At 62.6% G+C, this 14,027-nt stretch carries 13 protein-coding genes; all 13 read left to right on the top strand.

The window, feature by feature from the left end; all coding sequences use genetic code 11:
- Positions 1 to 502: FGGY-family carbohydrate kinase (locus EN984_RS05120; RefSeq protein ID WP_245480031.1), on the top strand; the 502-nt coding region annotated here is incomplete at its 5' end.
- Positions 499 to 1,275 carry a DeoR/GlpR family DNA-binding transcription regulator gene (locus EN984_RS05115; RefSeq protein WP_127269804.1) on the top strand — a complete coding sequence of 259 codons (777 nt, stop codon included), beginning with the start codon at positions 499 to 501 and terminating at the stop codon, positions 1,273 to 1,275. The genes EN984_RS05120 and EN984_RS05115, both read left to right, overlap by 4 nt.
- A 50-nt stretch (positions 1,276 to 1,325) precedes the next feature.
- Positions 1,326 to 2,984 (top strand): glycerol-3-phosphate dehydrogenase/oxidase, encoded by a 1,659-nt coding sequence (locus EN984_RS05110; protein WP_164748772.1) that lies wholly within the window; start codon positions 1,326 to 1,328, stop codon positions 2,982 to 2,984.
- Between the two features lie 423 nt (positions 2,985 to 3,407).
- Positions 3,408 to 4,418, top strand: coding sequence for a sugar-binding transcriptional regulator (locus EN984_RS05105; RefSeq protein WP_127269800.1), 1,011 nt, complete (start codon positions 3,408 to 3,410; stop codon positions 4,416 to 4,418).
- A gap of 33 nt (positions 4,419 to 4,451) precedes the next feature.
- Positions 4,452 to 5,108: a DUF2291 domain-containing protein gene (locus tag EN984_RS05100; RefSeq protein WP_127269798.1), complete on the top strand. Its 657-nt coding sequence runs from the start codon at positions 4,452 to 4,454 to the stop codon at positions 5,106 to 5,108.
- Positions 5,105 to 6,646: a sugar ABC transporter ATP-binding protein gene (locus tag EN984_RS05095; RefSeq protein WP_127269796.1), complete on the top strand. Its 1,542-nt coding sequence runs from the start codon at positions 5,105 to 5,107 to the stop codon at positions 6,644 to 6,646. Before EN984_RS05100 ends, EN984_RS05095 begins: the two co-directional genes overlap by 4 nt.
- A 26-nt stretch (positions 6,647 to 6,672) precedes the next feature.
- Positions 6,673 to 7,803: an ABC transporter permease gene (locus EN984_RS05090; protein ID WP_127268473.1), complete on the top strand. Its 1,131-nt coding sequence runs from the start codon at positions 6,673 to 6,675 to the stop codon at positions 7,801 to 7,803.
- A gap of 32 nt (positions 7,804 to 7,835) precedes the next feature.
- Positions 7,836 to 8,783, top strand: coding sequence for a D-ribose ABC transporter substrate-binding protein (locus EN984_RS05085; protein ID WP_023756738.1), 948 nt, complete (start codon positions 7,836 to 7,838; stop codon positions 8,781 to 8,783).
- 96 nt (positions 8,784 to 8,879) lie between these two features.
- The gene (locus tag EN984_RS05080; RefSeq protein WP_127268472.1) at positions 8,880 to 10,439 is read left to right on the top strand and encodes an FGGY-family carbohydrate kinase; all 1,560 of its coding nucleotides are present in this window, start codon (positions 8,880 to 8,882) and stop codon (positions 10,437 to 10,439) included.
- Positions 10,436 to 11,953, top strand: coding sequence for a glycerol-3-phosphate dehydrogenase (locus EN984_RS05075; protein ID WP_127268471.1), 1,518 nt, complete (start codon positions 10,436 to 10,438; stop codon positions 11,951 to 11,953). The genes EN984_RS05080 and EN984_RS05075 overlap by 4 nt, the downstream gene beginning before the upstream one ends.
- Positions 11,953 to 12,891, top strand: coding sequence for a TIM barrel protein (locus EN984_RS05070; protein WP_127268470.1), 939 nt, complete (start codon positions 11,953 to 11,955; stop codon positions 12,889 to 12,891). Before EN984_RS05075 ends, EN984_RS05070 begins: the two co-directional genes overlap by 1 nt.
- A gap of 57 nt (positions 12,892 to 12,948) precedes the next feature.
- Positions 12,949 to 13,716 (top strand): triose-phosphate isomerase, encoded by a 768-nt coding sequence (locus EN984_RS05065; protein ID WP_127269794.1) that lies wholly within the window; start codon positions 12,949 to 12,951, stop codon positions 13,714 to 13,716.
- 33 nt (positions 13,717 to 13,749) lie between these two features.
- The coding region (locus EN984_RS05060) for an RpiB/LacA/LacB family sugar-phosphate isomerase (RefSeq protein ID WP_206517400.1) at positions 13,750 to 14,027 on the top strand (278 nt) is incomplete at its 3' end.

Below are 14,027 nucleotides of genomic sequence, written 5' to 3'. Positions count from 1 at the left end.
GTTTCATCCCTATCTGTTCGGCTCCCCCTTTGGCGATGTCGCCAGCGGCAGCTTTGTCGGCCTTCATGGCTGGCACAATCGCGGCGATATGCTCAAGGCGGTTCTGGAGGGCATTGCTTTCAATCATCGTACCCATGTCGAAGCCTTGCGCGACGGCTTTGCCATCAGCGAAATCCGCCTGACCGGCGGCGGCTCGCGCAATCCGGCCTTCGTCCAGATGTTTGCCGATGTGTTGAACGCCCCGGTCATCGTTACCTCGACCGACGAGGCCGCGGCGTTTGGCGCTGCGCTTTGCGCGGGTGCGGCGGTTGGCATCTTCGCGACGCCGCAAGAAGGCGCCAGGCAAGTCGGCATGACCGCGCGCCAATACGAGCCAGTGCCGGCCTCGAGTGCTGTGTTCAACGAGCGCTTTTCCCTCTATGGCCGCATAGCCGGTGCGCTCGAACCGCATTGGCCTGACATCGAGAAACTGGCGCGGCCAGACACCGGGGGAAGCGCATGATCAAGGCCGACGAACGACGCGAAGAGATCGCCGATTATGTGATCAAGCTCGGCCAGGTACGCATCGACGATCTGGTCGAGCATTTCGGCGTGTCGCGTATGACCATCCACCGGCACATCGACCGGCTGGCGCAGCAGGGCGTGTTGCGCAAGCTGCACGGTGCGGTCACGGTTCAGCCTTCCGGTCTCTACGAAAGCGCCTTCCGCTACCGGGTGACGGTCAACCGTGCCGAAAAGGATGCTCTGGCGCGGACAGCACTCGATTATATCGAAGCTGGCCAGGTGGTGATGCTGGACGATTCGTCAACGGCAAATGCGGTCGCTACGCTCCTGCTCGACGTCAAGCCGCTGACCGTCATCACCAACTCAGTGGCGACGGCTGCACTGCTGACCCATGTCGACGAACTCGACTTCATCTGTCTCGGCGGCCAGTACCACAACACCTACAACGCCTATATCGGCATCGTCTGCGAGAACGCGGTGGCACAGCTTCGCGCCAATGTGCTGATCTGTTCGGCTTCGGCCATCACCGGAACCACCGCCTTCATCCAGGATCCCAATGTCGTGCGGGTCAAGCAGGCGATGATGGCCGCATCGGTCAAGCGTATCCTTCTGATCGACCATGCCAAGTTCGATAGGATCGCGCTGCATGTCTTCGATGATCTGACCAGCTTCGATGTCGTGCTGGCGACCGAAGGCCTGGGCGATGCGCGGGCGCAAGCCCTCGAACGGGCCGGCGTGAAGCTGCGCATCGTCAAGACGAAAGCGCCATGAGCTCGAGCGAAGCAATACGTACGGAAAATCCAGCCGGGCGTCTGGCCGCCATGGCCGGAGCCGGGGAGGTCGACGTCGTCATTCTTGGCGCCGGCATCAACGGGGCAGGGCTGTTTCGCGATCTGTGCGCGCAAGGCGTCAGCTGCCTGATCGTCGACAAGGCGGATTTCGGCTCCGGCACGAGTGCTGCGCCATCGCGGCTCATTCATGGCGGTCTGAAATATCTCGAAACCGGCGAGTTCAGGCTGGTGGCGCAGTCGACGCTCGAACGCAATTTGCTTTTGAAAAACGCGCCGCACTATGTCAGCCCGCTGCCAACGGTCATCCCGATCTTCTCCTGGAGCAAGGGCATGCTGGCGGCGCTGCGGACGCTGTTCGGCTCGACCAGCGCGCCGCGCAGCCGTGGCGCCGTCCTGATCAAGATCGGCCTGATGATCTATGATTTCTATGGCTCGCGAAACCAGGTCATGCCGCGTCACCGCATGGTCGGGCGGCGCCAGGCGCTCAGTGAGATGCCGGCGCTCGCCCCCTCGATCGTCGCCACCGGCACCTATTACGACGCCAAGATAAGCCACCCCGAGAGGCTCGTGCTCGAACTGATCCTCGATGGGCTGCAGGCAAACGAGGCCTCGGCCAGCGCGAACTACACGGCGCTGGCGAAGTCCGCCGATGGCGTGCTGACCTTCCAGCCGGAAAACGGCGCGGCCTTTTCGGTGCGGCCGAAGCTGGTGGTCAATGCCGCCGGTCCATGGATCGACGATGTCAACGATTCGCTAGGCGCGCCGTCGAAGATGATCGGCGGCACCAAGGGCTCGCACATCCTGTTGAAGCACGACGAGCTGGTCAAAAGCCTGGCCGGACGCATGCTGTATTTCGAAGCCGATGACGGCCGCATCTGCCTTGTCTACGACTATCTCGGCCTGGCGCTGGTCGGCTCCACCGACATCAAGGCCGACAACCCCGACGCGGTGCGCTGCGAACCTGACGAAGTCGAGTACCTGCTCGACAGCGTACGGACGCTGCTGCCGGGGATGGCGTTCGAGCGCGACCAGATCGTCTATGCCTATAGCGGCATCCGGCCGCTGCCGGCCTCGGATGCATCGGTGCCCGGCTTGATCAGCCGTGACCACTCGGCGCCCGTCGCCGAGCCGGATCGGAACAGACCTTTCGCAGTCATCTCGCTGATCGGCGGCAAGTGGACGACCTTTCGCGGCTTCGCCGAGGAAGTCGCCGACACCGTGCTCGGCCGCCTGCAGCGCAGCCGCAAGGTGACGACGCAGACCATGCCGATCGGCGGCGGCAGGGATTTCCCGGCTGATGCTGCAGCGCGAGCAAGTTGGCTGGCTCTGGCTCACTCGGAGACGGGCGCTGGAGAACGGCGTCTCGAGGCGCTGCTGTCGCGATATGGCACCAGAGCCACGCAGATCGCCACACATGAGCCGGATGATGAGGGCCGACTGCCGGATTCAGAAAGCTACAGCCGATCGGAAATTGACTACATCGTCCGCACCGAGTTCGTCGAACATCTGGCCGATATCGTCATGCGCCGCAGCACCCTGGCGATATCAGGGTCACTGACGGGCCGGGATCTGCAGGAGATTGCGACGATTGCCGGACGGGCGCTGGGCTGGAGCGCCGGGCGCCTCGCAGAGGAAGTCGAGGCCGCCGCCCTGGAACTCGAGGACCGGAACCTGATGCGGCTGGGCTGATCATTCCGTCGCCGATGCTCTTTCCCAAGGCAATCCGGTCGGTTTGCCTAAGGATGCGCCGCATCCCCAATCGCTCAACTCACAGGTGGATTGGGATTTTGCCGATGTCAGATATTATTATGGAGAAACAGCTAGTTAGAAAAAAATTAGATAGCCGATGGCTGTGCAATTCTACTGGCTCAGGCACGAAATAACACAGATTGACGTTAAATTAACATAGCCGTATGATCGAGTAACATGCTCACCTCCTAATAGGTCGATGTTGCCCGCCGAAATGCCGGCAGACCGGCGTTTCGGGAAGGGCGAGACCTGTGAATTCCCCATATGTGCATGCGCCAAATCCGGCGAGGGATTGACAGCGATGCAGGGATGTGAAAATTTTTGCACACAAAGATAATAATATCATCTCAGGGAGGAGATGTCTTGAAATCCGGCGGAGCCACTAACCGCGATCATGAGTCCAGCCTCGCCACCCGCGCGGCCTGGCTTCACTATGCCGGGGGTCTGACGCAGGCCCAGGTGGCCAAGCGGCTCGGCCTGACCAGCCTCAAGGCGCATCGGCTCATCACCCGGGCCACCCAGGATGGCCTTGTCAGGGTGATCATCGACGGCGATGTCGGCGAATGCATCGACCTCGAGCAGCAGCTGATCACTGCTTACGGGCTCGACTACTGCGAGGTTGTTCCTGATCTCGATCAGGACGAGCTGCCGCTGAAGGCGCTTGGGATCGCCGGCGCTCAGTTTCTGAAACGAGAGATCGATCGCGGCGAGGACATGCTGATCGGCGTCGGCCATGGCCGTACCCTTGCCGCAAGCGTCGAGTATCTGACGCGCACCGCCGCTGCCCATATCCGTTTCGTCTCGCTGCTTGGCGGCGTGACGCGCAAATTCGCGGCCAACCCGCACGATGTCATGCATCGGCTGGCCGAGCGGACCGGCGCGCAGGCTTATGTGATGCCGGTGCCTTTCGTCGCCAACACCGCCGAGGACCGTGAAGTGCTGCTTGGTCAGCGCGGCATTAGCGATGTCTTCGACCTCGCAAGCCGGTCCGACCTGATGTTCGTCGGCATAGGGACCGCCGAGCGGGAAGCTTCGTTGGTCGCTACCGGCATGATCGAACATTCCGAAATCGATGAGGTGAAACGCGATGGCGGCGTCGGCGAGCTGCTCGCCCACTTCTTCGACGACAAGGGGCGCCCGGTGGAAACGGCGCTGTCGGACAGAATTCTCGCGCTTCCGCGGGACCAGTTGAAGGGCCGCCGGATCGTCGCCGTCGCCGGCGGCAAGATCAAAGTGCGTGCCATCAAAGCGGTGCTCGAAAGCCGCTATCTGAGCGGCCTGATCACCGACGAGTCCACCGCTCGTGCCCTTGTCGAACAGAACAAACCCAATGGCGCGAAGCGCCATGTGAACGGAGGATCGTCAAATGCGTGACAAGCGCGGATCAGCCTTGCTGGCGGTTGCGTCATGAGCGCGAAAGCCGCCACCGCATCGACCAGGCCGGCTTCGCCCGCCCTGCGTCGGGCACTTGCCGGCGCCGCGGTTGTCGTCCTGCTCGGCGCCATGGCGCTCGACACCAAGGTGGTCAGGATCGGCTCTGCCGGCGATGTCCGCAGCGCCGTCTTTTCCGCCGCTGACTACGGCAAGTCGGAGTTTCCCAAGGTGCAGGCCGATGTCGAGGCACGCGCCGCCGACGCGGTGACGGTGGCTGCTGCTATCGCCAAGGACAGGGCGACGGCGGAAAAGGAATATGGCGTGCCAGCGGGCGTCGGACCGGTCATCTCGGTCAAGTTCACCGGTGTCGTCGGCGAAGGAAAATCCGGCATCTACAAGGTCGCCGTCGAAGGCGTGCCGGACACGCTGATGATCCGGGTGCAAACGGGACCGGCGATCAACGGCACCGAGCTTCGCGACGCCACCGGCAAGATCACATTCGGCCAGTTCACCAACCAGATCGAATACCAGGACGCCGGTTCGGCGTTGAACAACGAGATGAAGAAGGAAGTCCTGGCCAAGGTCGACACCAGCACCTTGACCGGCAAGACCGTATCGGTGGTAGGCGCATTCAAGCTGGTCAACCCGAAGAGCTGGCTGGTCACTCCGGTGAGGCTGGAGGTCAAATGAGCGCGGCTGCAGACACCGGACCCGCGACCGGCGACGCCGTGCTTTCGGCGCGCAACATCGTCATGTCGTATGGCGGCGTTCATGCGCTCAAGGGCGTCAATTTCGACATCCATCGCGGCAAGGTCACGACGCTGTTCGGCGAGAACGGCGCCGGCAAGTCGACGCTGATGAAGATCCTGTCCGGCGTCGTCACGCCGACATCCGGCGACATCGTGCTCGACGGCAATCTCGTCAGCTTCTCCTCATCCTCGGACGCGCGCGATCGCGGCATCTCGATCATCCACCAGGAACTCAGCCTGGCGCCGAACCTCAGCGTTCGCGACAACATCTTCATGGGCCGCGAACTGCGCACCAGAACCGGCCTCGACTTCGCCGAAGAATCGCGCCAGGCGCGCGCGCTGATGGCCGATCTCGAAGAGGACATCGACCCGATGACTCTCGTCGAGGATCTGCGCCTGGGTCAACAGCAGATCGTCGAGATCGCGCGGGCGCTGTCGGTCGATTCACGCATCCTCATCATGGACGAGCCGACCTCCGCGCTCAGTGCAACCGAGGTCGAGGTGCTGTTCAAGGTGATCCGCGATCTGACCAGCCGCGGCGTCTCCATCGTCTACATTTCACATCACCTCGAAGAAGCGCTGCAGATCACCGACTACGCCGTTGTCCTGCGCGACGGCGCCATAACGGCAACGGCCGAAGCCAGGGACATCGACCTCGAGTGGATCGTGCGCAACATGGTCGGCGAGAATTTCGATCTCGGCTCGCCGCCGACCGGTCATGCGTTCGGCGAGGTCGCCCTTTCGATCGAGGACGTCAGCGTCGTTGACACTTCGGGCTCGGGCTATTCCGTCGTCGATCACCTGTCGCTGGACGTCAGGGCCGGCGAGATCGTCTGCATCTATGGGCTAATGGGCGCCGGGCGCACGGAATTGCTGGAGGCCGTCGCCGGACGAGTGCCGATGGCGGGCGGTCGCGCGCTTCTGGAAGGCGAGGACGTCTCGGGGTTGAGCATTGCCCAGCGCATCTCCAGAGGGCTTGTGCTGGTCCCCGAGGACCGCCAGCGCGACGGGCTGGTGCAAACGATGACCGTCGGCCGCAATCTCTCGCTTGCCAGCATCGAGGCGTTCGCCAAGGGGCTGTTTCTGTCCCGTTCCAGGGAGCGAGAGCTGGTCGAAGACTCGATCCGCAAGGTGACTGTCAAGACCGCAGGTGGCAACGCCATGATCGGATCGCTGTCGGGTGGCAATCAGCAGAAGGTCGTCATCGGCAAGATGCTGACGACCAAGCCCAAGGTCATCCTCCTCGACGAGCCGAGCCGCGGCATCGATGTTGGCGCCAAGGCCGAGGTCTTCCGCTTGTTGAGCGAACGCGCCGCTCAAGGGCTTGCGGTCGTCTTCTCGACCTCTGAGGTCAACGAATGCCTCAGCATTGCCCACCGCATCGTCGTCATGCGGCGTGGCAGGATTTCAGCTGAATTCGGCGCCAACGCCACCAAAGAGCAGATCATGGCCGCCTCCGGCGAAGCCGTGGTCGCCTGATCACCAGAATTTCGGAGCCCAGACCCATGACCGACGTCAGCCAGGCCAGAAAACAGTCCAGTCCAAGCGCGAGCGAAGGCTTCGATCTCGCCAAGTTGCTGCTCGAGGGCCGGGCCTTCTTTGCCCTGATCGTCATCATCGTCGTCTTCTCGATCCTGTCGCCCTACTACCTCTCGGTGGCGAACTTCCTGACCATGGCTTCGCATGTCGCCATCTTCGGAATCCTCGCGATCGGCATGCTGCTCGTCATCCTCAATGGCGGCATCGATCTGTCGGTGGGGTCGACGCTGGGTTTGGCCGGCGTCGTTGCCGGATTCCTGATGCAAGGGGTGACGCTGACCTGGCTGGGCGTCGTTCTCTATCCGCCGGTCTGGGTGGTTGCGGTGCTGGCCTGCATGCTGGGCGCGGTCGTCGGGCTGATCAACGGCGTGCTCATTGCGCGCTTCAAGGTTCCGGCGTTCGTCGCCACGCTCGGCGTCATGTACATGGCGCGCGGCCTGGCGCTGCTGATGACCAGCGGCCTGACCTATAACAATCTCGGCGGCAAGCCGGAGCTCGGAAACACCGGCTTCGATGCGCTTGGCTTCAACCGCTTGTTCGGCGTGCCGACGGGCGTCGTGGTTCTCGTGGTCATCGCGCTGATCGGCAGCATCGTGTTGAACCGCACCGCCTTCGGGCGCTGGCTCTACGCCTCGGGCGGCAACGAGCGCGCGGCCGAACTGTCCGGCGTTCCGGTCAAGACGGTGCAGATTTCGGTCTATGTGCTGTCAGGCATCTGCGCCGCTATTGCCGGCCTGATCCTGTCATCGCAGTTGACGTCGGCGGGACCGACCGCGGGCACCACCTACGAATTGACGGCCATCGCGGCCGTCGTCATCGGCGGCGCGGCACTGACCGGCGGCCGTGGCAACATCCGCGGAACCCTGCTCGGGGCCTTCGTCATCGGCTTCCTGTCCGACGGTCTGGTGATCATCGGCATCTCATCCTACTGGCAGACAGTGTTCACGGGCGCGGTCATCGTGCTCGCCGTGCTCCTCAATGCCGTTCAGTATCGCCGCCGTAGCAAGCTCCCAAGCGCGACAGGTGGCCAACCGACTTCTCAGAAACGGGGGAAGGCCGAACCGGCCAATCCTGCCCAAGGGAAGATTGCCAGGTGAACTGGCAGCAACACCGCGTAATCATTGGAGGAATGTACATGAAAACCATGCTGAAAAGTCTGCTCGCCGCCGCGATGGTCGTCGGGTTCACGGCCGCCGCGTCAGCCGCGGGCCTGATCTCGATCATCGTCAACGATCCGGCCAACCCCTACTGGCTGACTGAGGGCAACGTCGCCAAGGCCGAGGCCGAGAAGCTTGGCTATACAGCCAATGTCGGCGCCCACAAGGGCGATACCAATACCGAAAGCAATTTGATCGACACCGCCATCACCAACAAGTCGGTGGCGATCATCCTCGATCCGGCCAACGCTGACGGCTCTGTCGGTGCGGTGAAGAAGGCGATTGCAGCCAACATCCCGGTGTTCCTCGTCAATGCCGAGATCAATCAGGAAGGCCTCGCCAAGGGTCAGCTCGTTTCCAACAACGCGCAAGGCGCTGCTCTCGGTGCCCAGCAGTGGGTGCAGGCCGTCGGCGAAAAGGGCAAATATGTCGAACTGCTCGGCGCCCCGTCTGACAACAACGCCGCTACGCGCTCGAACGGTTACGCGACTGTGCTGAGCCAGTACCCGGATCTCGAAAAGGCTGCTTCGCAGGTCGCCAACTGGGATCGTACCCAGGGCCACGACAAGATGCAGAGCATGCTGCAGGCCAATCCCGACATCATCGCCGTGATCAGCGGCAATGACGAGATGGCGCTTGGCGCGGTTGCGGCGCTGAAGGAAGCCGGCAAGCTCGCCGGCATCAAGGTCGGCGGCTTCGACGGCTCCCCGGATGCGGTTGCGGCGATCAAGTCCGGCGAACTGCAGTACACCGTGCTTCAGCCGGTCGCCATCTTCTCGGCCAAGGCCGTGCAGCAGGCGGACTCGTTCATCAAGACAGGTGCCACCGGTGCGGCGACCGAGAAGCAGCTGTTCGATTGCCTTCTCATCACCAAGGACAATGTCGACAAGTACACCGCACCCTTCGTGCTGTCTGAGTAATACCTGTACAGGGGGTGTCCTTGCGGACACTCCCTGCCTCTTCTACGAAATGACTGCCCTCGTGAACCGCCTTCGCAACCAACCGGAATTTGCGGCATGAAAGACCTGCTGATCGGCATCGACGCGGGAACGTCGGTGATCAAATCGATCGCTTTCGACCTGTCCGGGCGGCAGCTCGCCATGACGTCGGTGCCCAACAGCTTCGTCACGCTGGAAGGCGGCGGCGCCGAGCAGGACCTCGACCAGACCTGGCGCGACATGGCGCGGACCGTTCGCGATCTCGCGGCCAAGGTTCCCGACCTCGCGCAACGAACCGCAGCGGTGGCCATCACCGGGCAGGGCGACGGAACCTGGCTGATCGATGGCGAGGGCTTGCCTGTCTCGCGCGCCTGGCTGTGGCTCGATGCCCGCGCTGGACATTTGGTGGACGAGATGCGCGCCGATCCCCGGGATCGCAGGCGGTTCGAGTTGACCGGCACGGGTCTCAATTCCTGCCAGCAAGGCGCCCAGCTTGCCTTCATGAAAAAAAACTATTCCGACATGCTGGAGCGGGCGGCGACCGCCCTGCATTGCAAGGATTGGCTCTACTTCAAGATGACAGGCGAACGCGCCACGGATCCCTCCGAGGGAACCTTCACCTTCGGCGATTTTCGGTCGCGCAGCTATTCCGACGAAGCCCTCGACATCCTGGATCTGACGACGCATCGCCGCCTGTTGCCTCCCATGCTCGAAGGCACCACCGACCATCATCCGCTGTCGCGGTCGGCGGCGGCAGAGACCGGCCTGCTCGAAGGCACGCCGGTGGTGCTGGGTTACGTCGATATGGTCATGACGGCGCTCGGAGCCGGCCTCTATGATCCCTCGGGCAATGTCGGCTGCACGGTCATCGGCTCGACCGGCATACACACACGCTTTGCCGCCACTCCCGACGATGTCGTGCTGAACGACGATGGCTCCGGCTACACGATCGCCATGCCTATTCCAGGCGCCTTTGCCCAATTGCAGTCCAACATGGCGGCGACGCTCAACATAGATTGGGTGCTTGGCCTAGCGCGCGACGTGCTCGCCACGGCTGGCGGCAAGCCTTCTCATGACGAGTTGCTGAAGGCCCTCGACGCTTGGGTGGAAGCATCGGAGCCTGGTTCGCTGATCTACCAGCCTTATATATCGCTGGCCGGTGAAAGAGGACCGTTCGTCGATCCTGACGCACGCGCGGGATTCATCGGCCTTTCGGTCAAGCATGGCTTTGGCGATCTGGCGCGCGGCGTCCTCGAGGGACTGGCCTTCGCCGCACGCGATTGCTACCAGGCGATGGGCGCCGTGCCGGGCGAAATCCGCCTGTCGGGCGGCGCCGCGCGCAGCCCGTCCCTACGCCGCATCATCGCAGCGGCGACAAGGGCACAGGTGCGCACCAGCAGTCGCCAGGAAGCCGGCGCGGCAGGCGCCGCGATGATGGCCGCGGTCGGCCTCGGCGTCTATGGCTCGATGGAAGACTGCGCCGCCGAATGGGTGACGCCGCTTCTCGGCGACTGCGATGCCTATGACGAGGCGCTTTCGCAAACCTACGATGCCCTCTTCCCTTCCTTCGTTGCAGCGCGTCAGGCGCTTCGGCCGGTGTGGAAGGGCATGGCGCACCGCACAGGAGCAGGATCTTGAGCAATACAACAGATGTCGTCGATCTCTTCGTGATCGGCGGCGGCGTCAATGGAGCCGGCATAGCGCGTGATGCGGCAGGTCGCGGGCTGTCCGTCATCCTGTGCGAAAAGGACGATCTCGCGCAAGGCACGAGCTCGCGCTCCGGCAAGCTGGTGCATGGCGGCCTGCGCTACCTCGAATATTATGAATTCCGGCTGGTTCGCGAAGCACTGATCGAACGCGAGGTGCTGCTCGAGGCGGCGCCGCACATCATCTGGCCGATGCGCTTCGTTCTTCCGCACAGCCCGCAAGACAGGCCGGCATGGCTGGTCCGGCTCGGGCTGTTTCTCTACGACCACCTTGGCGGCCGTAAACGCCTGCCGGGGACAAGAACACTGAACCTCAAGACTGCGCCGGAAGGTGCGCCAATCAAGGACGAGTTCAAGCGCGGTTTCGAATATTCCGACTGCTGGGTCGACGATGCGCGCCTGGTGCTGCTCAACGCTCTGGATGCCCGGCAGCGCGGTGCCAGAGTGCTCACGCGCACCGCCTGTGTCGCGGCCCGTCGCGAAAACGGACTGTGGTCGATCGACATGCAGGATGGTCGCACGGGTTCGGTGACGAAGGTCCGGGCGCGGGCGCTGGTCAACGCGGCAGGCCCCTGGGTCAACGACATTGTCAGCCGCGTCGCCGGCCAGAATTCCACCCGCAATGTTCGTCTGGTGAAGGGCAGCCATATCGTCGTGCCCAAATTCTGGGAGGGGCGGCAAGCCTATCTCATTCAGAACAACGACAAGCGGGTGATCTTCGTCAATCCGTATGAGAACGATCTGGCGCTGATTGGCACCACCGACATTCCCTACGAAGGCAGGCCCGAGGAAGTGGTCGCCGAGGCCAGCGAAGTCGACTATCTGATCAAGGTGGTCAATCGCTATTTCAAGCGGCAGCTGACGCCACAGGACGTGGTCTACAGTTTCTCGGGCGTGCGTCCGCTCTATGACGACAATGCCGACAATCCAAGCGCGGTGACGCGCGACTATATTTTCGAACTCGACGCCTCCAACGGCAACGCGCCGCTGCTTTCGGTATTCGGCGGCAAGATCACCACCTTCCGCAAGCTGTCGGAACACGCGCTGGAAAAGATCCAGCCGTTTTTTCCGATGATGAAGAAAGCCTGGACGGCCAAAATTCCCTTGCCGGGAGGCGACCTGCCCAATGCGGACTTCGAGCAGTTCCTGAGCGATCTGCATTCCGAGTTTTCATGGCTCAGCCCGTCGCTGGTGAAGCATTACGCGCGAAGCTATGGCACCCGCGCCAGGCAATTGCTCGCTGGCGCACAGCGCGAAGCCGATCTCGGCCGCCGCTTCGGTCCCGATCTATATGAACGGGAGGCAAGGTTCCTGGCCGAGACCGAATGGGCCGGCACATCAGCCGATATACTGGAACGCCGCACCAAACATGGCCTGCATATCGATGCGGCCGAACGGAAAGCATTCGAAGACTGGTTCGATAACATCATGGCGACGGCGGACTGATGGCCTTCACGCTTTCCCTCAACACCAATCCGCTGGTCAATCGTTTCGCCGATCCAGACGATCTGATCGATGCGATCGCCTATGGCATCGGCATCCGCGACGTGCAGCTGACGCATGAATTCGTCAATCCGGGCTGGCCGGCGGCGACGATTGCCAAATTCCTGCGCCGGTTCAACAGCGCCTTGGCGCGGACCGGTGTCAAGATCACCTCCGGCATGACGGGGCCTTATGGCCGGCTCAACCATTTCGGCCACCCGGATGCGGATGTGCGGCGCTATTATGTCGACTGGTTCAAGACCTTCGCCGATATTTCCGCGGAACTCGGTGCGTCGGGCATGGGCACGCAGTTCGCCATCTTCACCCACAAGGACTTTGACCATCCGCAACGGCGGGCAGCGCTTCTCGATATCGCCCTCGAGTGCTGGCGCGAGGTGGCCGAACACGCCAAGGCGGCGGGTCTGACATACCTGTTCTGGGAGCCGATGTCGGTCGGCCGCGAGTTCGGCCACACGATCGAAAGCTGCGCCACGCTGCAAGGCGCCATCGATGCGGCGAAGCTGCCCATACCGATGAAGATGATGGTGGATATCGACCATGGCGACGTGACCTCGGCCGATCCTGCCGATACCGATCCCTATGCTTGGGCGAAAGCGTTTCCATTGCAATCGCCGATCATCCACATCAAGCAGTCTTCCATGAACAAGGGCGGGCACTGGCCGTTCACGGCCGCCTACAACAAGGACGGCCGCATAGTGCCGCAGAAGCTGCTGGACGCGGTTCGGCAGGGCGGTGGAACCGACAATGAAATTTGCCTTGAACTTTCCTTCAGGGAGAGGGAACCAGTCGACCATCAGGTTATCGAGATGATCCGCGAGTCGGTGGATTTCTGGGCCCCTCATATCGACAGCGGTCGCGACAGTCTCAAGCCCCGGACCTGAGCGAATACGTCGCCCGAAAGCCGGCTTCGGCCGCAAAAGTATCGAAGGAGAAGAAGAATGGCCCCATATTGGGTCGGCACGAGCTGGAAGATGAACAAGACGCTGTCGGAGGCGTTGCAGTTCGCCGATGCGCTGGCGGCCTTTGTGCCCGATTTCGATCTGGCAATACAGCCCTTCGTCATTCCGCCGTTCACCGCAGCGCGCCAGGTCAAGGCCGCGCTGGCCAACACCCGCGTCAAGATCGGTGCCCAGAACATGCATTGGGCCGATGCTGGCGCCTGGACGGGGGAGATCTCGCCGGTGATGTTGAAAGATTGCGGGCTGGATGTGATCGAACTCGGCCATAGCGAGCGCCGCGAGCATTTCGGCGAGGCCGATGCGACTGTGGGACTAAAAACGGCGGCCGCTGTCAGGCACGGTTTCGTGCCGCTGATCTGCGTCGGCGAGACGCTGGCTGAGCGTGAATCAGGCCGCGCCGAGGCGGTGCTGACGGCACAGGTTCTCGGCGCGCTGCAAGAGCTGAGCGGCGATCAACTGAAGGCGGAAATCCTCTTTGCCTACGAGCCCGTCTGGGCAATCGGCGAGAAGGGCATTCCCGCAAGCGCCGACTATGCCGACAGGCAGCAACAGCTGATCAAGAAGGTTGCCGCCGACCGGCTGCCGATTGCTCCACCTGTGCTTTATGGTGGCAGCGTCAATCCAGGCAACGCGGCCGAACTCATCGGCCAGCCGCATATCGATGGCCTGTTCATCGGCCGCTCGGCGTGGCAAGCGGAAGGCTATATCGACATTCTGAAAAAGGCGTCGGCCGCCATCGCGCGCTGACTGCCAAAAGACCTAGCAAAGGAGCTCATCATCATGAAGATCGCACTCGGAGCCGACAGCGCCGGCAAGCCGCTGCTCGACGTCATCGCCAAGCATCTCGCCACCAAGCCGGAACTGCAGGTCGTCGACCTAAGCCAGGCCGGATTCTACGCCGATATCGCCGCCTCGGTCGGCCACGAAATTCTCGACGGCAATTACGACCGGGCCATCCTGTTTTGCGGCACCGGCATCGGCGTCAGCATCTCCGCCAACAAGGTCCCGGGCATTCGCGCCGCATTGACCCACGACACCTATTCCGCCGAGCGCGCCGC

It is taken from the genome of Mesorhizobium sp. M7A.F.Ca.CA.004.12.1.1, assembly GCF_003997835.1.
Classification (GTDB): domain Bacteria; phylum Pseudomonadota; class Alphaproteobacteria; order Rhizobiales; family Rhizobiaceae; genus Mesorhizobium.
The sequence above is the reverse complement of the archived record's forward strand: the minus strand, read 5'-3'. Positions and strand labels throughout refer to the sequence as shown.